Genomic DNA, 24,092 nt, shown 5'->3' with positions numbered 1-24,092 from the left:
GCAAAAGCCTGTTTTAAGAGCTTATTACAGACAGCTATTAAGGCTAGTTTTTTACTCTTTCCTTTGGCTACTATTCGATCGTAAATTGCCTTGCATGCTTTGTTGTATTTACAAGCATTAAAACTGCACATAAACAGTAGGTTTCTTAGCTTCTGGTTACCTATTTTACTTATACGTGCTCTTCCATTTATGCTCGTTCCGCTTTGCCTTATGATAGGCGTTAATCCAGCATAACTGCATAGCTCACTTCCACTTTTAAAACGCTCAAATCCATCGGTTAAAACAACTAACATTAAAGCAGTCTTGTCTCCTATCCCTGGAATGCTTTTTAAACGTGTTAGGACATCTTGATGCACTTGTTTTACTAAGGCTAGCAACTTATCCTCTATTAATTTTATTTCTTTCTGTACTTGTTTTAAACTTCGTTTTATAGAACTGACAACTACTTTGCTTGGATTTCCTAAAACAGCCTCTCCATGTAGTTTATTTTTATACATAGTGCTTTGTTTAGTCAGCATGGACAGTAGTCTAGTCATTTGAAGGCATTCTATTTGATGTTTAGAATTACCTTGCCATAGCTTTAATTCTACCTGTTTTGCATAAGCACAAATCAATTTAGAATCACTTTTGTCTGTCTTTATTTTAGACAGATGTCTTCCTATAATTCCGCTTTCGCGAAAGCGAACTCGTAAAAGTCAAGTGTTTAAATCGTTTCACAGATAAAGGATTCTCAACCGACACTTTCTTACCTGATTCTAATAGGTAATAAGCCAGTTGGTAATGATAATATCCAGTAGCTTCCATTACACAATGACTGTTATCATCTAACAACTTTACCAACTTTTTAAAGCCTGAAATACTGTTTTTAAACTGATAGTATTTACCATCTGAGTCGGTAACATCAAATACCAAATGACTGATGTCTATTCCGAAATATTTAATATCTTTATTCATTATAATATGTTTTTGGAAAGGACAACCTACGCGAGTTTCAACAACTTAAAATCGAGGTCTTAAAAGCCTCATAGAACTGTACGAAATCTGTGTAGAAAAGAGAGGGGATTTTCAATGTTGACGAGATCTGAAGTCTCTACGTATATAATAACCTTATTCCTCTCTTTTGTTCTTTCTATTTATAAGTCTTTAATTTAGTGATTTCAAACTTAAGAAGAACTGTGGTAAAACAAGCGAATTTCACTTAATTCATTTAAATACAATACGTTACATATTATTAGTTTTCCCAAAAACAATACTTTTATAAAATCTATGATGTTAACTTTAATATAAAAACAGACAGACTAGTCTGTATTTGTGAATTTAAAGTAAATTTGTATTATGAAACATGCCGAAGTAAAAAATAGAATTATAGAAACAGCTTCCTTTTTATTTTATAAAAATGGCTATAACTCTACTGGTATCAATCAAATAATTGCCGAAGCTGGAATTGCCAAGGCTACTTTATACAATCATTTTAAATCAAAAGAAGAAATTTGTCTGGCTTACCTTAAATTCAAAAACATTAACTTTTTGACAGATTTTCAAAGTTTTACTCAGTCTAGAAAGAAAGGCAAAGACCAAATACTCGCCATATTTGATTTTCTTAAATTATTCTATCAAGATAAAGACTTTAATGGTTGTTGGTGTATTAAAACAGTTTCAGAAATCCCTAAGGATAATGAAATTATAAGAAACGAGATACAATCTCAAAAAAATAGCTTTATTGCCATCATTACTCAATTAGTAAAACACAATATAGAAGGTATTAATGGAGAACAAGTCAATTCCTTATCTAGACAAATCTATTTACTCTATGAAAGTGCTGTGGGAGAAAGTCATCTACATCAACAAGACTGGCCTATTATAGAGTCAAAAAATTTGTGTGAAAAAATAATAGCTTAAAAAAAATTTATAAACAAATAGACAGACCTGTCTGTCTTTAATTAACAATTAAAGTAAACAAAATGAAAGAATTTGCAAACAAAGTAGCCTTAGTAATAGGTGGAACAAGTGGAATCGGTAATGCAACAACAAATGCTTTATTAGAAGGTGGTGCTACAGTGCACGTAGTAGGAAGAAACACTAATAAAATAGCCGACGCTGATAATCTAATTAAACACACAGTTAACATATCTAATACTACCGAAGTAGCATCACTTATTGAAAGTATAGATGGTTTAGACAACTTAGATTATTTAGTAAATGCTTCAGGTATTTTTGGACCTAAACCATTTTTAGATCACACTATGGAAGATTATAACTCTTATTTAGACTTAAACAGAGGTTTCTTCTTTATTACACAAAGTGCAGCTAAAAAAATGAAAGCAACACAAGGAGGTTCCATCGTAAACGTAGGTTCTATGTGGGCAAAACAAGCTGTAAAAGCAACACCATCTACCGCATACTCTATGCAAAAAGCAGGACTACATTCCTTAACACAACATCTAGCTATGGAACTAGCAGATGATAACATACGTGTTAATGCTGTTTCTCCAGCTTTAGTAAACACACCTGTTTATCATAGCGTTTTTGGAAGTGAAGAAGCTGCAAAAGAAGCCTTAGTAGGTTTTAATGGTTTTCACCCTATAGGTCGTTTTGGAGAATCTAAAGATATAGCAAACAGTATAGTGTTTTTATTATCTGACAAAGCTGCTTGGGTAACAGGTGCTATTTGGGATACAGATGGTGGCGTTATGGCTGGTAGAAACTAAATAATGTGAATAAAAGTCATCACCGGTACAAGTATCGGTGATGACTTTTTACATACCTCCTTAATTATACGGAGACTTAAATCAAAATCATGAAAAATATTATTCTATCATTAAGTATTGTTTTATTACTTACCTCTTGTAAACAAGAAACACCATTAATAACAGACACTGCAACTAGCGCTACATTATCTAGTACTCCACATCAAGAAACGAGCGTAGCATATAAAACACTAGAAGTTAACGGTATCAACATAGCTTATAGAGAAGCAGGTAATGTTAATAATCCTACCATCGTTTTATTGCATGGTTTTCCTGCCTCATCTTACCAGTACAGAAAAGTACTATCACAATTATCTGATGAGTATCATTTAATCGCTCCTGACTATCCTGGCTTTGGTAACAGTGATTTTCCAGAATCAGAAGCATTTGATTACACATTTGACAATATCGCGACTGTCGTAGATTCCTTTTTAGAAAAAAAAGGAATTAATTCTTATGCCATCATGATTCAAGATTATGGTGCCCCTATAGGTTTTAGACTTGCAACAGCACATCCAGAAAGAATTACGGCTATCATAAATCAAAATGGAAATGCTTATGAAGAAGGTCTAGGAGAAGCCTGGGCTGGAATAAGAGCTCTCTGGGAAAACAGAACCGAAGAAACCGAAGATGCCTTATTACCTGCATTTACTTTAGAAGGTTTAAAATGGCAATACACACATGGAGTTAGAGATGTAGAAACTGTAGATCCTGATAGTTATAATTTAGATTATTTAAGATTATCTAGACCTAATGCACATGCCGTTAACATAGATTTGTTTTATGATTATCAAAATAATGTAAAACTATATCCACAGTGGCAACAGTATTTAAGAGATAATCAACCGCCGTTATTAATAGTTTGGGGTAAGAATGATGCCTTTTTCCCTGAAAGTGGTGCCCAAGCGTTTAAAAAAGACGTAAAAACAATAGATTATAATGTTTATGACACAGGTCATTTTGCACTTGAAGAAGATGGTAATGCGATAATTAAAAAAATAAGAGAATTCATGAAAAATCAAAATAAATAGCAATTTAAGATGAGAAAATTTGCACTAATCATAGTGGTGATCACAGCATTTTTTGGATGTCAGGACACCACAAAAATCACCGAAAAAGAATTCTATTTACCACCAGCAACAACCTATAATTATGTAGAAGTGGATAGTGCAAAACTCTTTTATAGAGAGGCAGGAGATAAACATAATCCCACCATAGTATTATTACATGGTTACCCTTCTTCCTCACATTCTTATAGAAACTTAATTCCCATGCTAGCAACTAGGTATCATGTTATTGCACCAGATAATTTAGGATCTGGTTACAGTACACATTTTGACCCTAGCACTACTAACTATACGTTTGATTTACTGGCTTCTTACATGGAAAAACTGGTCGATAAACTAGATATAGAGAATTACGTTATGTATATGCAAGACTTTGGCGCACCTGTAGGTTATCGTATGATGATGAATAACCCTAAACGTGTGGATGCTTTAATCGTTCAAAATGCAAATGCATATCTAGAAGGACTTACTCCTCAACGACAAGACTTTTTTAGGACAGCACAAACAGATACCTCGACAGCAAAGCATGATTTTTTATACAGCCTAACTGGTAAAGACGCTATCATAAATAAGCAGTATTTATTTGACCTAGACAGTACAAATAGGAATATTCAAAGTCCAGATGCTTGGACACATGATCTGGCCTTCTTAACGTCAAAGAAAGATAGAGAGATTCAGGTACAGTTATTTAAAGATTATAATACTAACTTGATAAGATATCCTAAATGGCAAAAAATGCTACAAGAGCAACAACCTAAAACCTTAATAGCCTGGGGTAAAAAGGATTTAAAATTTAATGCAAATGGTGCCAAAGCTTATTTAAAAGATTTACCCAAGGCAGAGTTGCACCTTCTAGATGCTGGTCATTTTGCGGCCGAAGAAAAAACAAGTGAAATTGCAACGCTTATTCTAAAGTTTTTAGCTAAAAATGAAATAGAATAGAACTTTAAAACCACCTATTCCACTACTCCATCTTGATTTAAGATGTGATTATATATATTAACTACTCAAATTTTAAATCTTTATATAAGACCTACCTTTGCATTTTTACAAATAAGAGAATAAAAGAGTATTTAAATTTATACAGTAATGGATTTACAGGTAGGTGATAAAGTAAAATTAATCATAGAGAGAGAAACACCTCTAGGTTATAATGTTTTAATTGAGGGCGAGATAGAAGGATTACTCTATAGAAGTGATGTTTTTTCTGAAATGGAAGAAGGCATGGAAGGTATAGGTTTTATTAAAAACATAAGAGAAGACGGTAAGATAGACGTATCTCTTAGACCTCAAGGCTATCTTAATGTTATAGATCATGACGCAAATATTGTTCTAGAATCGCTGAGAGAAAGTCCAGATGGCTATTTACTAGTTACTGATAAAAGTGCGCCAGAGACTATACGTGCTCAATTTAACATGAGTAAAAAGTCTTATAAAAAAGCACTCGGTAACCTTTATAAAGAGAAATTGATCAACATTACCTCAGACAGAATAGAGTTAATCAACTAGTTCTATACAGTCTATTTTATGGATATAGAAAACGATTTGTTCTCTATTAATTCTAGAAAAGTACTTAAATATTTAAAAGCTTATGAATCAAGAGTGTTTTGATTTATGAGCTTTTTTGTTATCTCGCTTTCGCGAAAGCGGAACTAAAACCACACTTAATCAATTATAAATAGTAAGTTATTTTACCTAAATAACGAGCTTAAAAAATCTACTATCTTACAGTGAGATAAATAGCAAGAATATAGAAAGGCATTTTTAAAAATAGTAATAGAGACTTAAAACGCGGTGCTCCCCTATTATCTTTGCTACAATAATGAAAATAAAGTCGAGTATATGGATAATAATGAGGTGATAGAAAAGGTCTTTGAGAAGGTATCTAAGATGGAAAACATAGGTAATCTAGCCTCTTATATACCAGAACTAGCAACCATAGATGCAGAAAAATTTGGTATTCATATCGCAACTAATTCTGGAGCATCCTACGGTATAGGTGACTTTGATGAAAATTTTTCTATACAAAGTATAGCAAAGGTACTGTCCTTGTGTCTGGCCTATAAAATACTGGGAGAGCGTATATGGGAAAGAGTCGGTGTAGAACCATCTGGTACCGGTTTTAATTCTTTGATACAATTAGAAAACGATAATGGAATACCTAGAAATCCATTCATAAATGCAGGTGCTATAGTTGTTGCAGACATTTTAATAAGCCATCTAGACCATCCTAAAGAAGATCTACTAGCATTTATAAGGAGTATGTCTCCTAATAAAACGGTAGATTATTGTGCAAAAATATCATCTTCAGAAAAAACGATAGGTTACCGCAATATCGCTCTATGTAATTTTATAAAATCATTAGGTAATATTAAAAATGACCCTAATGAGGTGCTGGATTTTTACTTTGATATTTGTTCTCTAGAATTAAGTTGTAAAGATTTATCTAAGCTGTTTTTATTTTTATCCAATAAAGGAAAAACGGTACATGATCAACTAGAAATACTCACTAGAAGTCAGACTAAAAGGATTAATGCACTCTTGCTTACCTGCGGCTTTTATGATGAGTCAGGAGATTTTGCTTTTAAAGTAGGTTTACCTGGTAAAAGTGGTGTAGGTGGTGGGATTATTGCTATTTACCCTAATGAATATACCATAGCTGTGTGGAGTCCCAAATTAAATTTAAAAGGGAATTCTTATAGAGGTATGAAATTTCTAGAAGCATTTACCACATTATCTGAGGTGTCCATTTTTTAAATTTAGTAGGACATGCGCTTACCTTAACATTAGAATTACCTTTATAAAATTATATGGAGATGGATATGGGTCTCGCTTACGCGAAAGCGGAATCTTAAAAATAAAACATACCAGAACCAGCAATCTCATTCTCAAAAGAATTTGAAACATGGGAATAATTTAACTAAAATTCCATTTTCTATATCAGATTTTGTTATTCATTTGTTGTTCTGTTAGAAAACACTATTTTCTATAGGTAAAAAGTTTATAATCAAGCATTTATTTTATTTTGAAAACGATTCAACATTTCATTAATTTCATAGTCATATCGGTACTTTTTATAGTATCCGTTAGTGCTGGAAATGTAACGTTTTCTGATCATTTAATCGAGTATCCCATAGAGGACACCGCTACAGTACAAGCTGCATCTAGTTACCATCACCATCTATTTATAGGAGCAAATGTGGCATCTGTCGTGCATTTATCTGCTCCAGAAAGATCGCGATTAACTACAGATCATTATTATTTCCATACCACTGGATTACTTAATAGAAGTAGCTACCTTACTTTAAATCAAGGTAGTAAAACTATAAAGTACGATTACATATTTATTCATCATTCCTTTATTAAGGATATTATATTTCCCTTTCATTCTTTCTGGTAATTAATTAGTGATTTACTTATTTAATTAAAATGCGCATGGTTTTTAAAAAATCATGTCAACTCACTATACACATTATCAAAAAAAAATATCATGGATACAGGAATGATTATGGTTATCGCTATATTATTAATCGTTTGTATTACACCATTTGTAATCATAAGCAGCGCAACTAAAAAAAGAGAAAAACACCTTAAAGAAACCTTGCAACAACACATTGCAAAAAATCGTGCAACCCTAGTAGATTATGTTGTTCACAACGACTTTGCTCTGGGACTAGATAGCCTCAATAAAATATATTGCTATCATAAAACAAAGGACAAAGAGTTATTTCAACAAATAGATCTTAACGACATAAAATCTTGTGAGGTAAAAAAGAATACTAATCGTATTAAAAACGACAGCTCTAGTTATGAGGTTGTGCAACGTGTCGCGCTAGTTTTTACACCTAGACAAGGTTCTAAAATAGAAGAGTTTGAGTTGTATAATGAAGATATAAGTTCTCAATTAAATGGAGAAATTGCTCTAGCTACTACCTGGAAAAAAAAGGTAAGTAACTTGTTATAACAACTTTGACTTTATAAAATAAGTTAAATAAAAGAGTGGTATGAACTCTTTTACAACTTACAGTTGATCTAGCTGGTAGAATCTAACCCTTGATTCTATCAGCTTTTTTATCTTTACACCTCATTTATGATCATTAGAATTGAAAAACGAGCAACATAATAGCACTGCATGGACCAGCTGTCCAGACTGTTTAGGTCGTGGAAAAAAAAGCAGAAGATTGCGCAAAAAAATGCGTTTAAGTTATCTAAGAGCCGTAGAACAATTTGAAAAATCAAATAATACCGGTCCTGCACCTGAGAGACCTAAAGCACACCAATACAACTGTTTAAGTTGTGAAGGAAAAGGACTCCTTCCCGCAGACTCATTTCCTGTTGCCGCTGTAGATAACTATCCACATGTCGCTATTATAGGTGGTGGTATAGGTGGTACAGCACTTGCTGTAGCCTGCTTGCATCGCGGTATTCCTTTTACTCTGTATGAACGTGATGCTAGTTTTAATGAACGTTCACAAGGTTATGGCCTTACTTTACAACAAGCTAGTAAAGCTATAGAAGGCTTAGGTATTACTCGTTTAAAAGAAGGAATTACATCTACTAAACATATAGTACACACACCAGATGGCACTGTCATAGGAGAATGGGGAATCAGAAAATGGCTAGATAGCAAAGAAAACACCTATTCAAAACGGACTAACGTACATATCGCGCGACAGTCTTTACGTCAAGAATTACTCGATCAATTGGGCGGTGATAATAAGGTCACCTGGGGACACCAATTAATAGGTTTTAAAAGAAATAAAAATGATGCTATAGATCTTAACTTTCTAGTAAATGGAGAAGAGATAATAAAAACTGCCGACTTAGTCGTGGGAGCAGACGGTATACGTAGTACCACGCGCAAACTGTTAATAGGTCACGCTCCTACTCCATTGCGTTATCTAGATTGTATTGTTATTTTAGGTATCTGTCCACTAAGTAGTCTTAATGGTTTAGAACATGATTTGTTAGATAATGCTACTGTATTTCAAACAGCAAATGGAAAAGAACGCATATACATGATGCCATTCTCATCTGACACGATCATGTGGCAACTTAGTTTCCCAATGTCAGAAAATAATGCTAAAAAACTAAGTAAATTAGGTCCTGCAGCTCTTAAAAAGGAAGCTATATTGAGAACACAATGGCACTCACCTATTCCAGAAATAATGAATGCTACACAAGAATCACAAATTTCTGGTTATCCTGTCTATGATAGATCTTTACTCGATCCAGAAGAATTAAAAAATAATCACGACACGACACTTATAGGTGATGCAGCGCACCCTATGAGTCCTTTTAAGGGTCAGGGAGCAAACCAGGCGTTACTAGATGCATTATCACTAGCACGTGCCATATCTATAGGCTGCCGTCCACAATCTAACTGGAAAGAAACAGGATTAAGAGATGCTGTTCTTAATGATTTTGAAAAGGCTATGTTAGAACGCACAGCTAGCAAAGTAAAAGATTCTGCTCAGGCAGCTCAATTCTTACACTCTGATGTAGTTTTACACAAAGGAGATGAACCTAGAGGACGTATTCTTAAAAGAAAAGAAACGGAAGAATAGAACTAGCTATTTCTTTCTTAAAGTGTAGGTTATAACCGTGGACTAATTGTAGATTTGACTTAACTAATACTCAATTATGAAAAAGTTAATCGTTTTAATAGCCGTTATTTTTGCAATTTCTAGTTGTAAAGAAGATACAAAAGCACCTACTACTACCGGTGATTCTTCTCATATGATACCATCAAATACACGCAATGTAAAAACTAGTGTAAAATCAAGTGGTAACGTAACCGTGGTGGATAAAACTAAATCTACTCCAGCAATAGCACAAGATTTAATTGCTTTTAACGGCCTAGAAGCTTTGAAATACATAGAGCTAGAAGGTTTAAAACCAGAAATGAACCTAGAAGAATTGCAAAATGTAAATATTAAAGCAAATCAGAATATGGAACCGACTATTAAAGTATCTGGAGATGGGCAAATTCCTATTTACCAGATTACTAAAAGTGGTTTTCCTATGGTAGACATTTATTATACTGCTGACCAGGTTACCGACATTGCACTAACTCATAAAAATGCTACACCACCTAAAATGATAGGAATAGGTAATACTTATGCAGATTTATTAAGCGTTTATCCCAATGCAAAAGCTATGGGTAGCGAGGTAGAATCTAGAGTTACAGTAACTGTAGATAATGTAGTTTTTACGCTAAATGTAAATCATGGAATTAACGAAGTATATGATGCTCCGTTAACATCTAAAATAAAATACCTGAGCTTTAAATAATTTATTTTAAAGCAATAAATTATACATATTATTTTAATGTAAACTAACTTATACAACACCTGCTTTATAAAGCAGGTGTTTTTTATTACACTGAATTTAAAGTGTTTATATCTAAAATCCTACTTATTACATAGGTGGTAAAACGAGGCGTTTATACTTTTGGCACGCTGGTTGATTAGTATATAACATCGGTAGACATAATTACTGATATTAATACTATAAATTATGAAAAAGCTATTTACCCTAACACTTGTTTTTATCCTAGGATTAGGATTCTCAAGTGCCGAAAATTCAGAGGACGACACACGCTACCGTAATTACAGTAAGAACTTTATTTTTAATCAAGATGGAATCGAGTTTGCTGTTTTTCCAGACGGTCAGTTTGATTTCAATTATTTGCAAGATAGAAGTGGTGTCAATGTATTTGTGAATACAGGAAACGTTCAAGTTTCTTTTAATTCAGGATATGATTATGACCGTTATGTACAGTACGATTCTTATGGAGCTGTAATTCAAATAGAAGAAATCCCTATTTACTATGATTCTTATGGTCGCGTAAATCAAATAGGTACTGTAGATATTTACTATAACAATGGATTCATTAATCGTCTAGGTGATTTAAGAGTTTATTATAGTAGCCCAGGAGTAATTAATTACTACGACGGTTACATCAATTCTTATAATAGACGTTATGTGTATCAACCATGGCACAATTATTACCGTGTACCGGTGGTAAACAGATGTGTGATTTATAACACACCTTATAGAGCATCTTATTTCCCTATTCGTTATGCATGGTCATATCATGTAAATTACTGGAACACGCCTACCTATTATAATGGTCGTTATGGAAGAGCAAACGCACGTAGAAGTTTCTACAGACCTAATGATAGAGTGACTTATAGAAGTTTTGAAAGAGGACGTCGCAATTCTCGTGGTAGAGCTGTAGCTGTAAACAATAGAGTAAATAGAAATAGACAGTCTATCTCTACAGGTAGAAGTCAGGTAACTAGAACCACTCGTGGTAGAAATGTTGCTACTTCTACTAGAGTTGCTACACGTCGCAATACCACAAGCAACAGTAGATCTAATAGAGCAACGACTAGAACTTCTAGACCTGCAAACACTAGAGCTATTTCTAACAGAAGTACGACTAGATCTACCACTGCTACTCCTAGAAGTAATAGAACTACTCGCAGCACAACAGCAACGACTAGTAATAGAAGCCGTACCGTTAGAGCGACTGCTCCTGCACGAACTAGTAGAGCAACTACCACTCGATCTACACCTAGTAGAAATACAGTAAGTACACGTTCTACTCGCAGTACAAATAGTAGAGCTACTTCACGAGGTACTTCTTCTAGAAACACACAAGCTAGAAGTACGAGATCTACCAGCTCTTCTAATAAAAAAACTAGTCGCAGTACAAGTTCTAGAAGCGCCCGAAGAGGATAAAATAAACTTATATAAACACAAAAATCCGATCATAATGATCGGATTTTTTTATGGTATGTATTTTTCTATAATATGATTGATTTCTGTAGAAAGATGTAATTTATAAGTAGTTATCAAATATGTGGTCCCAATTATTATAGATTTAACCGCAATATTTATATACGGATTCCATGGAAAATCCCAGAAATAAAACAACCCAATAATTATTGCAATCATGAGTAAAGAACTCCACGTTTTTGCGGTCCATGGATGCATGTCTAATTTGTAGTAAACGTAGTACGCTTTCGCGAAAGCGTAACACAAATAAGCCACACAAGTAGCAATAGCAGCACCTATTAAACCAAATTCTGGAATAAGAATCCAATTCAGTCCTATCGCCACAAAGGTTAACACCAGTCCCATCCAAAGCGTCACTTTATACAAGTCACTGTTATAAAGAATCGCATTATTACTACCTAAAACATTTTCAGAAAACTTTGTTATCGCAATTAAAAAAACAACTGGAATGGCAACACGTGTTTCTGGCTGCATTAACTCATAAAACTCATTAAGATTACATGTTATAATCACTAATAGAAATCCTGCTATAATGGTCAGGTTAAGTGAACTTCTTTTATAAAGAGTTTGCACTTGATTCATTTCATTTCTATTAAAATGTCCTGCCGTTAATGGATGTGTAATTTGCGCCATACCACGAGCTGGGACAGCTATTACCGTAGCAATAAAAACGGCTATACCGTAAAACCCTATTTTATCAATAGCAACATATTGATTCAGCATAAATTTATCTAGATCTATTAAAGCCGTAGATATAGAACCTGCGATAATCATATAAATACAGTAATTTAAAACTTGAACTCTATTGACTATTTTACTTAATCTAAAATGAGGCATATAGGTTTTAAGCGCAATGATCTTCATTAACAACGCTCGCAACGCATATATAACAACAAGACTATAAATAAACTGATGCTGATTAATGACATCTGTAGCGAGTAATAAGAGTGTTACCGTAGCCGCAGCACGATAGAATACTTCTTTGAGAAAATTACCTGTCACAGTCTTCATATGTACTTTTACCCAAGCATAAAAGATCTCAAAATAAGCTTGAAAAATAGACACTAACGGTATGCACCACAAGTATTTACCGGTAATGATGTTTTTGTCAGAAATAAATGTTGCAATAGGTTCTTGCGCTATATAAATAAGAACTAAAACAGGTACAATGATAAATAATGGCCACAACAGCATTTGCGTTAAAAAGGCATCGCGCTCCTGCTTTGTAGAATAGCTAGAATAATATTTTACAATGGTATTATGAATACCAAATGACATTAATGGAAAATACAAAAATGCCGAGGACAGTACATAATTCCATAATCCATAATAATCGTCAGAGAGATATACCTGTGCTAGAATTAAAACATTCAAAGCACCTAACACGAAGCCTAAGCCTGTTATAACGAGATTCCATCCTGACTGTTTAATGACTATTCCCATACGTAGTCTATGGTTTTAGCAAGGATTTTAGTTAAATAAGATCTTTTATATCGATCTATTAAATCGTTAGAGTTTCCATCATTAGTTCCCTTTTTATAGAGATCATATAGATGGATAATGTGTTTCTTAAGAGCCGTTTTTTGCTGGTAATTAAAGAATTCCCCAGAATGTGTATCTGTTATTAACAGCTCTATATCTGCCTCTTTAGGTCCTATTGCAATGATAGGTCTGCGACTCGCAAAATATTCAAATATCTTACCTGGTAAAATCGCTTTAGTCTCTTCAGAGTTTATTTCTATAAGCAACAAGGCTTGAGCTTTAAACATAAGCGCAACAGACTCTTCATGAGACACATAACCTTTATTATCTACATAAGTATCTAATTTAAAATAAGTAAGGCTCTCTAGAATTTCATCACTTATATTACCAGCCAATTGTAATTGAAAATCTGCAGCAAAATCGGTTGATTCTTTACATAATTCCTGTAATGATTCCCATAATAATTGCGGATTGCGATCTGATAATAAAGTACCTATGTGAGATAGTACAAATTTACCTTCTGGCTGTCGCATCTGCATATTAGGTAAGATATCAAATCCGTTTGTAATCAACTGTATAGGTCGTGATGTTTTACTTTTAAATTCTTTACCTGTATGCGGGCTAGTTACTATTAATAAATCTGCAGTGTTTAACACCTCTTTTTCTAAATCTACATGACGTTTTTGTGCACGTTTACCTAATTTAAGATCTTTATGATAACCTATAGTGGTCCATGGATCACGGAAGTCTGCCAGCCATTTTACAGAAGGCACAAGAGACTTTAATTCTAAACCTATTAAATGCACAGAATGCGGCGGTCCTGTAGTAATAACAGTAGCTGTAGGATTATTTGTTAAATAAGGCTCTATATCTTTTAGAACACGGTGTTTCCATCCTACTCGTGCATCTGGAACAAATAAATTACCACGCATCCACACCATAGCACGTTCTAAAATGCCAGCGTCTTTCTTTAAAATACCGCGTTGTAGGTTTTTAGTACGCTTTCGCGAAAGCTTACCTGCCATCCTACTAGGCTCTTTAATTTTAACCTTTATGAGATGAATAGATTTAGGAACTTCTTCCATAAGAGAAGTGTCCAAGACAGGATAATCTGGATTTTCAGGAACAACAACGGTTACGTCATACCCATTTTCAGGTAGGTATTTTGCAAACTTTAACCATCGTTGCACACCTGGTCCACCTGCTGGAGGCCAGTAATAACTTATAATCAATACAGGCTTTTTCAACAACTTAAATTTTCTTTTTTAAGGCGATAAATAATCCACCTAAGATAACGAGTAATAATAGAATATTACTGATCAACATAATGGTAGATCCTGTTTTAACTACACTAGGTACAAACTTGAAAACTATCTCATGTTGTCCTGCAGGAACTGACAGTCCTCTCAATGCATAGTTAACACGTGCAATAGGTGCTTCTTTTCCATCTATAGTCGCTATCCAGCCATGAGGGTAATACATCTCTGAAAACACAGCAAGACCAGCCTGAGTGTTCGTACTAGTGTAAGTAAGCTCTTCAGTTTTATAATTTGTTAATTCTATAGATGCTGTAGAATCTTTACTTATAGTTTTAAGTCCTATTAGTTCTTTTTGATCTGCAGTAATTATTGCAAGAGAATCTGCATTTAATTCTTTAATAGATAAGATCTCTTGATTTTGATCTTTTACGACTTTAACATCTGTAACAAACCATGCATTACCTGATAAAATAGGATTTTGTTGAGCTACGGTACCATTTGCGTTTTGGCCTAGAATATACTTTGTATTAAACATACCCAGGATTTCTAGTTGCTCGCGAGTAATTCCTTCCTGACCGGCAAAATAAAAATTTATCAGATCTTGAAATCTGCGAGGTTTTGCTCCATGATATCCACCCATTGCATTGTGAAAGTAAGCTGCCCTACCACTATTAACAGGATCTGCTAACTGGTCGTAAACTCTAAAATGTGATTTATCCTTAAGGACTAAATCGTCTGCCTCTGTCTTTAAGAAAGGTAAAGCATACTCTCTAGCAGACACATAATCATCATCATTTACATATTGTGTATCAAAACTGATCAGGTCAAATAATATAACCACACCACAAATTACTAATACAACGGTTTCTTTTATTTTATCAGACAGTAATAAATATAAAGCACCACAAATAATACCTACATAAAGTAATGCTTTTAAAGCATCGCTTTGGATCATAGCAAAACGGTCTGCTTTTAAAGCGTCTACATATCGAGCACCTAATTGTGGGAAATCTAGTAAATACTCGTCATAAGGTCCTGTAAGGTTAAATAAGAAAGAACCTAACAAAGCGATAACAACTAATACACCTGCAAAGCCACCTCCTGCATAAAGTAAAGCTTTGCGTTTTTTATCAATAGCAGTCTTCTCATTAAAGAATTGCCACAACCCTATAGCTGCTAGAATAGGTACGCACATTTCTATAATTACTTGAATAGATGTAACGGCTCTAAATTTATTGTAAAATGGAACGTAATCGATAAAAAACTCTGTAAGCCAACTTAAATTCTTACCATAAGAAAGTAGTAAGGTTAGAACAATAGCGGTAAGTGTCCACCATTTTAATCTTCCTTTTATTAAAAATAAAGAAAGTAAAGCAAGAAAAACAACGCTAACACCTAGATAGGCAGGAGCTTCTACAATTGCCTGGTCACCCCAGTACTTGCGCTGACTTAAAGATACCAACTGATTTAAGTATCCCATTTCTTCTTCATTTAATGAAGACGGATCTATTTTTAATAACTGTTGACGGCTATTGCTATCTTCTTCATAAGCATCACCACTACCACCACCTGCAAAACGAGGCAGAATAAGGTTAAAACTTTCTGACAGTCCATAACTGTAATCGGTGATATAATCATAGTCCAGACCTTCTTTAACTTCCACGTTTTCGCCTTGAGCGTTAACCGTAATATTTGAAGCTCCACGAGTACTTTCTTTTGAATATTCACTTGTAGCAAGTAAATTACCAGCATTTGTTCCCAGTGCAAGAACTACAGCTGCGGTCATAATACCTATGGATTTAAAGTAATGAGGCACTACTTTTTTATTAATTGCATCTATAAAATATGCGATACCTAGAATTATTACGGCTAGTAACAAATAATAAGTCATTTGTGGATGGTTAGCCTGTAATTCTAGAGCCATAGCCAGTGCGGTAACTATGAAACCTAATAGGTAACGTTTTTGAAAAACTAAAATAATTCCACTTAGCACTAGCGGGAAATATGCTATTGCATGTGCTTTTGCATTATGTCCTACACCGAGAATAATGATGAGGTATGTGGAAAAACCAAAAGCAAGCGCTCCCAGTAATCCTATTTTCCAATCTACACGCATTACTAGCATAAGCACATAAAAGGACGCAAAGTATAAAAACAGATAATCTGCTGGGCGAGGTAGGAATCTTATCGTTCTATCTAGACTATCGATAAAATCATAATCATAACGCGCTCCTAACTGATAAGTAGGCATCCCGCCAAAAACAGCATCTGTCCAATAAAGCTCTTCACCAGTCTCTGCTCGATGATCGATAAGCTGCCTAGCGTTACCTTTATACTGAACTATGTCGTTTTGATACACTTTTTTACCACTTAAAACAGGATGGAAATATGCAAGTGCAGCAATAATAAACACCACAAATACAGCTAGATGTGGCAATAATTTCTTAAAATCAAACTTCATGAAGACGTTAAATAAATGAATTAGGAAAATTAATCAATTTCCTCAAAGTCGATGTACTCACCTACCTTTTTCTTTTCATTTGATTTTAACGGTGTTGATTTTTGAGTAGAAGTTGATTGTTGCGTCTGAAAAGGATTCTGTCCCGTATTGAACCCAGTACGTTTTTCAAAACTCTTTTGAACGCGCTGCATCGCTTTCATTCCTAGCCATTTAAGCACCGTTTTCCCAAATGCTTTCCATAATAACCTTATGGCAACTAGAACTATTAATATGATTAATACTGTCTGTAAAAATTCCAAATGATAATCTTTTATGTAAAAATAATATGTCTAATCCATGATACTCTATAAGAAATATTAAATTTGATCTAGAATAATGATATATGAATCACACATTTAAAAGTATTGGTCTACTCATATTGCTTTTTGTTACAACTCAATTTGCAAATGCTCAATATACAGAAACAATAAACACAAATAGTCCTGGAAGATCGCAGGGAGCATTTGCGGTAGGTAAAGGTGTTGCACAAGTTGAAGGCTCTTTATATTATAGAACAGAAGAACATGATTTACAGCGTTATGACCGAGATCATATAGGAGCAAATTTTCAATTGCGCTATGGGGCTTTTCTTGAACGTCTTGAGTTTTCTTACATAGGTAATTATGCGACAGTAGATCAAACAGATTTTAATGGTTCTGTATCTTCAGAAACCTCATTTTCTAATTTTTCTAGAAGTACGTTAGGTGCTAAATACCTTGTTTTTGATCCGCTTAAATTCTTTGGTGAAAAAAAAGTGAATTTATTAAGCTGGAAAGCAAACAATAGACTGAACTGGAAAGACCTTATTCCTGCTGTATCTATTTATGCAGGAGCAAATTTAAATTTTGGTAGTACTACTAACCCATTAGTCCCGCCTAATGACCCTACTGTATCACCTAGAATAGAATTAATAACTCAAAATAACTGGGGTCGTTGGGTATTTGTAACTAATATAGTAGCAGATAGAATAAGTACCGACTTCCCTTCTTATCAGTTGTTCTTAACCATGACGCACAGTGTAAATAATAAATGGGCGATCTTTGCAGAATATCAAGGGATCAAATCTGACTTTTATAGTGATGATCTAGCGCGTGGTGGTGTTGCTTATTTAGTAAACAAAGACTGGCAAATAGATGCTAGTGGTACGTTGAACTTTAAGGATACACCTAGTGTCTTTCAAGTAAATGTAGGAATGTCTTACCGACTTGATTTTCACAAGGACTCTCCTATCAAGCAGACTTCAAATGGTCAAGGTAGCGGTAAGAAAAATAAAAAAGGTAAAAAGAAGAATAAGCTCAATCTTGAAGAAGAAGGCGGAATATAAATTATGATTGAAGTACGTAAAATTGAGTCTAAGAAAGACATAAAAAAGTTTGTCCAATTTCCACTGGACCTTTATAAGGACAATGCCTATTTTGTCCCACCTATTATAAAAGACGAAATTGATATTTTTGATCGTGATAAAAATCAGGTTTTCAAAAATGCAGAGTGCTGGATGTTTCTAGCTTATAAAGACCATAAAATCGTAGGTCGCGTTGCAGCATTAATTAATCATATAGAAATTAATGAACAGAAAAAATCTAAAATGCGTTTTGGATGGCTGGACATGATAGACGACATAGAAGTTACTAGAGCGCTTCTTAATAAAGTAGACGAGTTAGGTAGAGAACAAAAATTAGAATTTACAGAAGGTCCTGTAGGCTTTTCTAATATGGATAAGGCTGGAATGCTTATCAAAGGTTTTGATGAGGTGAGTACAATGATTACCTGGTACAACCACTCTTATTACATGGAACATCTAGAACAATTAGGTTATGAAAAAGCTGCCGAATGGGTGGAATTTAAATTTAAACCACCCAACCCTATTCCCGATAAAATAAACCGCTTTGCAGATATTATCGCTCGTAAATATGATCTTAAATCTTTACGTTTTAAAACAACTAAAGAGATTTTACCCTATGTAGACGCGATGTTTGATTTACTTAATAAAACATACAGTAACCTCGTAACATTTGTACCTATACAACAGTATCAAATAGAGCTCTATAAAGATAAATACTTACCCTTTATAAATCCTGATTTCATAGAATTAGTAACAGATCAGGATGATAAGCTAGTAGGATTTGCCATAACGATGCCTTCTTTTTCTAAGGCACTTCAAAAAGCAAATGGAAAATTATTCCCATTTGGTTTTTTACATTTATTAAAAGCTAAAAAGAAAAATACAGAGGCGGCATTCTATCTAATAGGTATCGATCCAGAATATCAAGGTAAAGGAGTTACGGCGATGATGTTTAGAAACATCACTCAGAACTTCATGAATTATGGTATTTCAAAATGTGAGACTAATCCAGAGTTAGAAGATAACATGGCGGTCCAAGCATCTTGGAAAAACTATAATCCTATTCTTCATAAAAGAAGAAGAACCTATCGTAAAAATTTGTAAAACATACTTTTAATCATCCATTTATTTATAGGTAAGTTTCTTTAAATAATCTATTTCTAATAGATAGAAAATGTTTGTAATGATATCCTATCACTGCAGACTTACCACATAAAGAACAAATGAAATTTACCTTAAAACTTGCTGCCGTTTATAATCTTATTTGGGGAGCTTGGGTTATATTATTCCCAAATCATTTCTTTGAAATAGTAGGTATGGAACCGCTTAATCATCCTATGGTGTGGCAAGGCATGGGAATGGTAATAGGTGTTTATGGACTAGGTTACTGGTGGGCTAGTTATAACCCTATGAAACACTGGCCTATAGTAGCTGTAGGATTCTTAGGTAAAATATTTGGCCCGTTAGGGTTTATATTTAATTATGCGCAAGACATTGTACCATTTGAGTTTATTTACACCTTAATAACTAACGATTTTATATGGTGGATACCATTCTTCCTAATACTTAAAAGAGTTCATACCGATTATAAATGGCAACTCAAATAATACATAAACTATCACTGTTTACATTTATAGCTGTTTATCTAGTTGCAGGAATCATGCATTTTATAAAGCCAGATATCTACCTAGAGGTCATTCCTGACTGGCTAGGTAATAAATTGCTTATTAACTACATAGCAGGTATTGCAGAATTAATAGTGGCTTCCATGGCGGTGTTTTTTAAAACTAGAAAAATGGCAGGTTATTTAACTATCGCTATGCTACTAGCCTTCATTATTTCACACGTTTACTTTTTACTTAATGGCAGTTGTGCTGGAGATTTATGCATACCTTCATGGATAGGCTGGTCTAGATTACTAATCATTCACCCTATTCTAATTTATTGGGCCTATAAAATTACTAAAATATGAATGCTATAATTCTCACTAAATTACTGATAGATTTTGGTCTAGTCGTACTTATCTGGATGGTACAGATCATTATTTACCCTAGTTTTTTACACTACACAAGCGAGAAACTATCTGTATGGCATCCTTTATATACTCGTAAAATCACTTCTATTGTTGCTCCTTTAATGGTTGCCCAACTAGGCTTATCTGTTTATATAATGGTCACTCAACAGACTTATTCCCTCTTTGAGATCATAGATTTATTGTTAATAGCCACCAACTGGCTGTTAACTATGCTGGTATTTATTTCTCTTCATGAAAAAATAGATCTCGACAGTACAGATCGTGATATCCAGACTAAACTTGTTAAATACAACTGGGTGCGTGTAATTCTATTCTGCTCTATATTTATGTTCAACGTCATACATATATGTAAGTATTTGAACTAGTTAGAATACTTAATTTAAGCACTGGAATGTTGTTAATTCCGCTTTCGCGAAAGCGGAACACCTATTACTAATAACCATATATTACAAACTATGAAATACAGTAAGAACTACCTGTCCCTTACTTATTCCTGGCGTTACTTCTCGCATATATCCTGCTTGAAATTTAAGAGCTGAGTTTAATTTATAACCCAAACCAGCAAATGCCCAGTTTCTATCAAAATATTCTACAGTTCCAGTACCGGTATCTGTCTGTCCATTAATGAAAATCTCATTCCATAAGGCAACGTAAAAGGTGTTGTCAACTATGGTTTTATTATTAAGTGGAACATTAAGAAATAAAGTATAACGCAATCTTGATCTAAAATCTTGATTTTCAATGAAACGTTCTTCTATTCTCAAGCGATGTTTAAGTTCAAAACGGTTACTTACCTTACTAGAAAACCAAAGATCTTGATGTAATCTATGCTCTGTCGTAGAAGTATCGCTTATGCCAAATGGTTGTCCTGTAAAATAACCATAACCAGCTTGAAAATCTATCGCCGTGTTTTCAGGCTGATAAGAAATTGCTGCTCGAGCGATAAACTGCTGGAAATCGTTACCTACTTCATAAGTGCGGTATTGAAAATCACCAGCTATAGCCCACTTTTCATTAAATGCTTTTTTATAAATGTACTGCGACCATAAACCGGTTTCACTAACTACTATCTGTGACTGACAGTAAAAACATGACAAAATAAAAAATAGAATGACGTGTGATAATTTCATAAAAGTTTTTTGAGTTAGGACAAAATATAATTTTACTTATTAAATCACGACTATTTTAACAAATAGTATACTTTATTTTTTAAACAACTTATCTCCACACCTCCTTATTACACTAGTAGTAAGATCAATTAACCCAACATTTTACTACTAGCTAGCTATAAATAGTGTAACAAAAATGTACTTGTAACGACTAATAAATTGTAGCACAAGTCACAGTATTACTAGCCTGATAAGGTGTCATAAAAAACGCTTTTGGTATGATTTTTGCTATACTATTAACATCTGACAAAAGCTGTCAGGTCATTAATTTTTTAATCTTTATTATCTAAATGAGACAACTCAAAATCACCAAACAGGTTACAAACCGTGAATCAAAATCGCTTGATAAGTACCTACAAGATATCTCTAAAATTGATCTAATCACTGCAGAGGAAGAAGTAGAACTAGCACAGCGCATTAAGAAAGGTGATCAGAGAGCTCTTGAGAAGTTGACCACTGCAAATTTACGTTTTGTGGTTTCTGTTGCAAAACAGTATCAAAATCAAGGGCTTAAGCTTCCAGATCTTATTAATGAAGGTAATGCCGGACTCGTAAAGGCTGCAAAAAGATTTGATGAGACTCGTGGTTTTAAATTCATCTCCTACGCGGTATGGTGGATTAGACAGTCCATCTTACAAGCACTAGCAGAGCAGTCACGTATCGTGCGTCTTCCATTAAATAAGATTGGATCCATTAACAAGATTAATAAGGCTTTTTCTCATCTTGAGCAATTGCATGAGCGTCCTCCATCTCCAGAAGAACTTGCAAAAGAACTGGACATGACGGTAAGTGATGTGAAACAATCTCTTAAGAATGCAGGTCGTCACGTATCGATGGATGCGCCTCTTAAAGAAGGTGAAACTTCTAACCTTTACGACGTTGTACGTAGTGGTGAGTCGCCTAACCCTGATAGAGAATTAATGCATGAATCTCTTACTCTAGAGATTACTCGTGCGTTAGAAACTCTTTCTCAAAAAGAAGCAGACGTGATTTCTCTTTACTTCGGTATCGGTAATCAACAACCTATGAGTCTGGAAGAAATCGGTGAAACTTTTGATTTAACTCGTGAGCGCGTGCGCCAGATTAAAGAAAAAGGTATCAAAAGATTACGTCAGAATTCAAGAAGTAAGATCCTTAAATCATATTTAGGATAGTCCTCTATCTTAAAATAAGTATCAAAAGCACCACTTTATTGTGGTGCTTTTTTTATGCAATTATTTTACATTAGAATTTTAATAGTTATTTATAATAAATACAATTTTATATTTAATGATTATTACAAACTAACACTATGATATTACTAACTACCCTACATGAAGCTATTTCAACTAATTATTCTACAGGAATATCTACAGGTACAGCCATTTTCTCTTCTATGGCAGTTGTTTGTTCTTGGACCAGAAATAGAAGCCTACTATGGGCATTTATAGCAGGCGTTTTTAGTATATTTTATGTAATCTATTGGTATTTTACTCGCACTGAAGATGAACAACGCAAGATTAAATAGCCTTTTAAAATTGGAGAATCTATTTAAGCTTCAGCTCCCAAAGCTCTACTTCTTCTAAATCTCTCCAGTGTGGATTACGTTTTGTTTTTTCTGACGCAGAGTTAACTCTCTTTTTAAAAGTTCTCTCTAGTTCAAATCTATCTTTATTTGCTATTTCATTCTCTATAGGCTGCTCGGTTGTAACATTAGTAATTTGAGCCAGGTTAGAAAATATAATAACCAATTTACCATCAGGTAATAGACGTTCTTTTGCAGCCTCAAAAAACGCTGGAAACATTTCTTCAGGATAATAAATAGCTTCATCTATACCATCGACATCTTTATCTGCCGGTAACCACGGCGGATTAAAAACAATAAGTTCTACAGGTGTATCAAATTTACCAAAAAGCGGTGCGTAGTCTAATTCTATCTTACGTGATAGTTTAGTCTCTCCCATAAACTCCGTAAGACCTACTATAGCGTTAGGATTAACATCTGTACCATATACTTTTTGAAAACCGTGCTTTACCATTTGTAGTGATAAAACTCCAGAGCCTACTCCTACATCCATAGCAGCTTTTTTAGGACCTTCATAACGTTTTAAGTAATTATCAAAAACTTCTAGATGCTCAAATCTTGTTGGAAAATAAACACCATAAAAAGGATGTATTTTGTTGCGCAATACAGGTATAGAAATTCCTTTTTTATACCACTGCCATGAACTGTTAAGTCCTTGAACTTGTGGTAAAGTAAGATGAAAATTTTGAATCTCAGGGTACAGTTTTTCTAACCAACCTATGGATGGCGCCTTTGCAACTTCTAACTTATTATCTACTATTTCTAATAAAATAAGGTTAGATAATTTGCGATAGGTATCGCGATATACTTGCTGTTCTTGGTATGTTTTATTAGGTAACTTCTTTTTAAGATGCGTATGCAATTCCTTAAGTAAATGTAAACCGTTACTATAAAATGACCTTATTAAAACTACTTTGCCTTCTTCTAAGTTGTTCATGGTAGTAACTAGATTAGAATCTGCATTATAAAATGCAGGTCTTTCTGTTACATCTATAGCTTCTGGCTTGTTTAATTGAATATCTTTAATCATTATATAGTTTTGATTTTTAAAGTTTTACACCATTAAAAAAACAAAGAAACTCATATTAAAAGAGTAAAAAATTACTTTGTTATTCAGTCGT

24 protein-coding genes and 1 pseudogene are annotated in these 24,092 nt (G+C 33.9%); 18 read left to right on the top strand and 7 right to left on the bottom strand.

What is annotated here, in order from left to right; genetic code table 11:
• Window positions 1-954 (bottom strand): annotated as a pseudogene (locus LY01_RS11485) (IS110 family transposase); the annotation flags it as partial.
• Window positions 955-1,335: 381 nt separating this feature from the next.
• On the opposite strand from LY01_RS11485, the gene LY01_RS11480 reads away from it, so the two are divergent.
• The 11 genes from LY01_RS11480 to LY01_RS11435 all read left to right on the top strand — a co-directional run bounded on the left by LY01_RS11480 (window position 1,336) and on the right by LY01_RS11435 (window position 11,563).
• Window positions 1,336-1,899 (top strand): TetR/AcrR family transcriptional regulator, encoded by a 564-nt coding sequence (locus tag LY01_RS11480; protein ID WP_104515995.1) that lies wholly within the window; start codon window positions 1,336-1,338, stop codon window positions 1,897-1,899.
• Between the two features lie 62 nt (window positions 1,900-1,961).
• Window positions 1,962-2,708 (top strand): SDR family NAD(P)-dependent oxidoreductase, encoded by a 747-nt coding sequence (locus LY01_RS11475; RefSeq protein WP_104515994.1) that lies wholly within the window; start codon window positions 1,962-1,964, stop codon window positions 2,706-2,708.
• A gap of 89 nt (window positions 2,709-2,797) precedes the next feature.
• Window positions 2,798-3,778, top strand: a complete 981-nt coding sequence (locus LY01_RS11470) for an alpha/beta fold hydrolase (RefSeq protein WP_104515993.1) — start codon at window positions 2,798-2,800, stop codon at window positions 3,776-3,778.
• Window positions 3,779-3,787: 9 nt separating this feature from the next.
• Window positions 3,788-4,756 carry an alpha/beta fold hydrolase gene (locus tag LY01_RS11465; RefSeq protein ID WP_104515992.1) on the top strand — a complete coding sequence of 323 codons (969 nt, stop codon included), beginning with the start codon at window positions 3,788-3,790 and terminating at the stop codon, window positions 4,754-4,756.
• Window positions 4,757-4,903: 147 nt separating this feature from the next.
• Window positions 4,904-5,323, top strand: a complete 420-nt coding sequence (locus LY01_RS11460; RefSeq protein WP_104515991.1) for a S1 RNA-binding domain-containing protein — start codon at window positions 4,904-4,906, stop codon at window positions 5,321-5,323.
• 333 nt (window positions 5,324-5,656) lie between these two features.
• Window positions 5,657-6,571, top strand: coding sequence for a glutaminase (locus LY01_RS11455; protein WP_104515990.1), 915 nt, complete (start codon window positions 5,657-5,659; stop codon window positions 6,569-6,571).
• Window positions 6,572-6,839: 268 nt separating this feature from the next.
• A complete protein-coding gene (locus LY01_RS15030) occupies window positions 6,840-7,214 on the top strand; it encodes a hypothetical protein (protein ID WP_146080423.1) in 375 nt (124 codons plus the stop codon).
• 90 nt (window positions 7,215-7,304) lie between these two features.
• Window positions 7,305-7,778: a hypothetical protein gene (locus LY01_RS11450; RefSeq protein WP_104515989.1), complete on the top strand. Its 474-nt coding sequence runs from the start codon at window positions 7,305-7,307 to the stop codon at window positions 7,776-7,778.
• A 139-nt stretch (window positions 7,779-7,917) separates the two neighbouring features.
• Window positions 7,918-9,381, top strand: coding sequence for an FAD-dependent oxidoreductase (locus LY01_RS11445; RefSeq protein ID WP_245890706.1), 1,464 nt, complete (start codon window positions 7,918-7,920; stop codon window positions 9,379-9,381).
• A 76-nt stretch (window positions 9,382-9,457) separates the two neighbouring features.
• On the top strand, window positions 9,458-10,108 hold the full coding sequence (locus LY01_RS11440) for a hypothetical protein (RefSeq protein ID WP_104515988.1): 651 nt from the start codon (window positions 9,458-9,460) through the stop codon (window positions 10,106-10,108).
• A 225-nt stretch (window positions 10,109-10,333) separates the two neighbouring features.
• Window positions 10,334-11,563, top strand: coding sequence for a hypothetical protein (locus tag LY01_RS11435; RefSeq protein ID WP_104515987.1), 1,230 nt, complete (start codon window positions 10,334-10,336; stop codon window positions 11,561-11,563).
• Between the two features lie 48 nt (window positions 11,564-11,611).
• Here the strand turns inward: LY01_RS11435 and LY01_RS11430 are convergent, their stop codons facing one another.
• The 4 genes from LY01_RS11430 to LY01_RS11415 are packed head-to-tail and all read right to left on the bottom strand — an operon-like array spanning window position 11,612 to window position 17,121.
• On the bottom strand, window positions 11,612-13,063 hold the full coding sequence (locus LY01_RS11430) for an oligosaccharide flippase family protein (protein WP_104515986.1): 1,452 nt from the start codon (window positions 13,061-13,063) through the stop codon (window positions 11,612-11,614).
• Entirely contained in the window at window positions 13,054-14,349 is a 1,296-nt protein-coding gene (locus tag LY01_RS11425) for a glycosyltransferase family protein (RefSeq protein ID WP_104516004.1), read from the bottom strand. The genes LY01_RS11430 and LY01_RS11425 overlap by 10 nt, the downstream gene beginning before the upstream one ends.
• 4 nt (window positions 14,350-14,353) lie before the next feature.
• Window positions 14,354-16,822, bottom strand: coding sequence for a YfhO family protein (locus tag LY01_RS11420; protein WP_104515985.1), 2,469 nt, complete (start codon window positions 16,820-16,822; stop codon window positions 14,354-14,356).
• 29 nt (window positions 16,823-16,851) lie between these two features.
• Window positions 16,852-17,121 carry a DUF4834 family protein gene (locus LY01_RS11415; RefSeq protein WP_170034614.1) on the bottom strand — a complete coding sequence of 90 codons (270 nt, stop codon included), beginning with the start codon at window positions 17,119-17,121 and terminating at the stop codon, window positions 16,852-16,854.
• A gap of 83 nt (window positions 17,122-17,204) precedes the next feature.
• On the opposite strand from LY01_RS11415, the gene LY01_RS11410 reads away from it, so the two are divergent.
• From LY01_RS11410 to LY01_RS11390, 5 genes are all read left to right on the top strand, one after another.
• The gene (locus tag LY01_RS11410) at window positions 17,205-18,185 is read left to right on the top strand and encodes a transporter (protein ID WP_170034612.1); all 981 of its coding nucleotides are present in this window, start codon (window positions 17,205-17,207) and stop codon (window positions 18,183-18,185) included.
• A gap of 3 nt (window positions 18,186-18,188) precedes the next feature.
• Entirely contained in the window at window positions 18,189-19,307 is a 1,119-nt protein-coding gene (locus tag LY01_RS11405; protein WP_104515983.1) for a GNAT family N-acetyltransferase, read from the top strand.
• 119 nt (window positions 19,308-19,426) lie between these two features.
• Window positions 19,427-19,810: an alkyl hydroperoxide reductase gene (locus LY01_RS11400; RefSeq protein WP_104515982.1), complete on the top strand. Its 384-nt coding sequence runs from the start codon at window positions 19,427-19,429 to the stop codon at window positions 19,808-19,810.
• On the top strand, window positions 19,795-20,175 hold the full coding sequence (locus LY01_RS11395) for a DoxX family protein (protein WP_104515981.1): 381 nt from the start codon (window positions 19,795-19,797) through the stop codon (window positions 20,173-20,175). The genes LY01_RS11400 and LY01_RS11395 overlap by 16 nt, the downstream gene beginning before the upstream one ends.
• Window positions 20,172-20,603 carry a hypothetical protein gene (locus tag LY01_RS11390; protein ID WP_104515980.1) on the top strand — a complete coding sequence of 144 codons (432 nt, stop codon included), beginning with the start codon at window positions 20,172-20,174 and terminating at the stop codon, window positions 20,601-20,603. The genes LY01_RS11395 and LY01_RS11390 overlap by 4 nt, the downstream gene beginning before the upstream one ends.
• Window positions 20,604-20,684: 81 nt before the next feature.
• Here the strand turns inward: LY01_RS11390 and LY01_RS11385 are convergent, their stop codons facing one another.
• A complete protein-coding gene (locus tag LY01_RS11385; RefSeq protein ID WP_104515979.1) occupies window positions 20,685-21,368 on the bottom strand; it encodes a DUF2490 domain-containing protein in 684 nt (227 codons plus the stop codon).
• Window positions 21,369-21,697: 329 nt separating this feature from the next.
• Here LY01_RS11385 and LY01_RS11380 point away from each other — a divergent pair, with 329 nt between their 5' ends.
• Window positions 21,698-22,561: a sigma-70 family RNA polymerase sigma factor gene (locus tag LY01_RS11380; RefSeq protein WP_101014111.1), complete on the top strand. Its 864-nt coding sequence runs from the start codon at window positions 21,698-21,700 to the stop codon at window positions 22,559-22,561.
• A 137-nt stretch (window positions 22,562-22,698) separates the two neighbouring features.
• Entirely contained in the window at window positions 22,699-22,914 is a 216-nt protein-coding gene (locus tag LY01_RS11375) for a hypothetical protein (protein ID WP_104515978.1), read from the top strand.
• Window positions 22,915-22,933: 19 nt separating this feature from the next.
• Here the strand turns inward: LY01_RS11375 and LY01_RS11370 are convergent, their stop codons facing one another.
• Window positions 22,934-24,001 (bottom strand): methyltransferase, encoded by a 1,068-nt coding sequence (locus LY01_RS11370; RefSeq protein ID WP_104515977.1) that lies wholly within the window; start codon window positions 23,999-24,001, stop codon window positions 22,934-22,936.
• Window positions 24,002-24,092 lie beyond the last annotated feature (91 nt).

The sequence above is a fragment of the Nonlabens xylanidelens genome (assembly GCF_002934445.1).
GTDB classification, from domain to species: Bacteria; Bacteroidota; Bacteroidia; order Flavobacteriales; family Flavobacteriaceae; genus Nonlabens; species Nonlabens xylanidelens.
The sequence above is the reverse complement of the archived record's forward strand: the minus strand, read 5'-3'. Positions and strand labels throughout refer to the sequence as shown.

What these genes read in the sequence shown, in the direction of transcription:
- LY01_RS11370 (WP_104515977.1), bottom strand. Translation starts at nt 24,001, where the DNA reads ATGATTAAAGATATTCAATTAAACAAGCCAGAAGCTATAGATGTAACA.
- LY01_RS11480 (WP_104515995.1), top strand. Translation starts at nt 1,336, where the DNA reads ATGAAACATGCCGAAGTAAAAAATAGAATTATAGAAACAGCTTCCTTT.
- LY01_RS11410 (WP_170034612.1), top strand. Translation starts at nt 17,205, where the DNA reads ATGAATCACACATTTAAAAGTATTGGTCTACTCATATTGCTTTTTGTT.
- LY01_RS11465 (WP_104515992.1), top strand. Translation starts at nt 3,788, where the DNA reads ATGAGAAAATTTGCACTAATCATAGTGGTGATCACAGCATTTTTTGGA.
- LY01_RS11470 (WP_104515993.1), top strand. Translation starts at nt 2,798, where the DNA reads ATGAAAAATATTATTCTATCATTAAGTATTGTTTTATTACTTACCTCT.
- LY01_RS11420 (WP_104515985.1), bottom strand. Translation starts at nt 16,822, where the DNA reads ATGAAGTTTGATTTTAAGAAATTATTGCCACATCTAGCTGTATTTGTG.
- LY01_RS11435 (WP_104515987.1), top strand. Translation starts at nt 10,334, where the DNA reads ATGAAAAAGCTATTTACCCTAACACTTGTTTTTATCCTAGGATTAGGA.
- LY01_RS11375 (WP_104515978.1), top strand. Translation starts at nt 22,699, where the DNA reads ATGATATTACTAACTACCCTACATGAAGCTATTTCAACTAATTATTCT.
- LY01_RS11400 (WP_104515982.1), top strand. Translation starts at nt 19,427, where the DNA reads ATGAAATTTACCTTAAAACTTGCTGCCGTTTATAATCTTATTTGGGGA.
- LY01_RS11390 (WP_104515980.1), top strand. Translation starts at nt 20,172, where the DNA reads ATGAATGCTATAATTCTCACTAAATTACTGATAGATTTTGGTCTAGTC.
- LY01_RS11380 (WP_101014111.1), top strand. Translation starts at nt 21,698, where the DNA reads ATGAGACAACTCAAAATCACCAAACAGGTTACAAACCGTGAATCAAAA.
- LY01_RS11395 (WP_104515981.1), top strand. Translation starts at nt 19,795, where the DNA reads ATGGCAACTCAAATAATACATAAACTATCACTGTTTACATTTATAGCT.
- LY01_RS11430 (WP_104515986.1), bottom strand. Translation starts at nt 13,063, where the DNA reads ATGGGAATAGTCATTAAACAGTCAGGATGGAATCTCGTTATAACAGGC.
- LY01_RS11385 (WP_104515979.1), bottom strand. Translation starts at nt 21,368, where the DNA reads ATGAAATTATCACACGTCATTCTATTTTTTATTTTGTCATGTTTTTAC.
- LY01_RS11450 (WP_104515989.1), top strand. Translation starts at nt 7,305, where the DNA reads ATGGATACAGGAATGATTATGGTTATCGCTATATTATTAATCGTTTGT.
- LY01_RS11405 (WP_104515983.1), top strand. Translation starts at nt 18,189, where the DNA reads ATGATTGAAGTACGTAAAATTGAGTCTAAGAAAGACATAAAAAAGTTT.
- LY01_RS11440 (WP_104515988.1), top strand. Translation starts at nt 9,458, where the DNA reads ATGAAAAAGTTAATCGTTTTAATAGCCGTTATTTTTGCAATTTCTAGT.
- LY01_RS11475 (WP_104515994.1), top strand. Translation starts at nt 1,962, where the DNA reads ATGAAAGAATTTGCAAACAAAGTAGCCTTAGTAATAGGTGGAACAAGT.
- LY01_RS11460 (WP_104515991.1), top strand. Translation starts at nt 4,904, where the DNA reads ATGGATTTACAGGTAGGTGATAAAGTAAAATTAATCATAGAGAGAGAA.
- LY01_RS11455 (WP_104515990.1), top strand. Translation starts at nt 5,657, where the DNA reads ATGGATAATAATGAGGTGATAGAAAAGGTCTTTGAGAAGGTATCTAAG.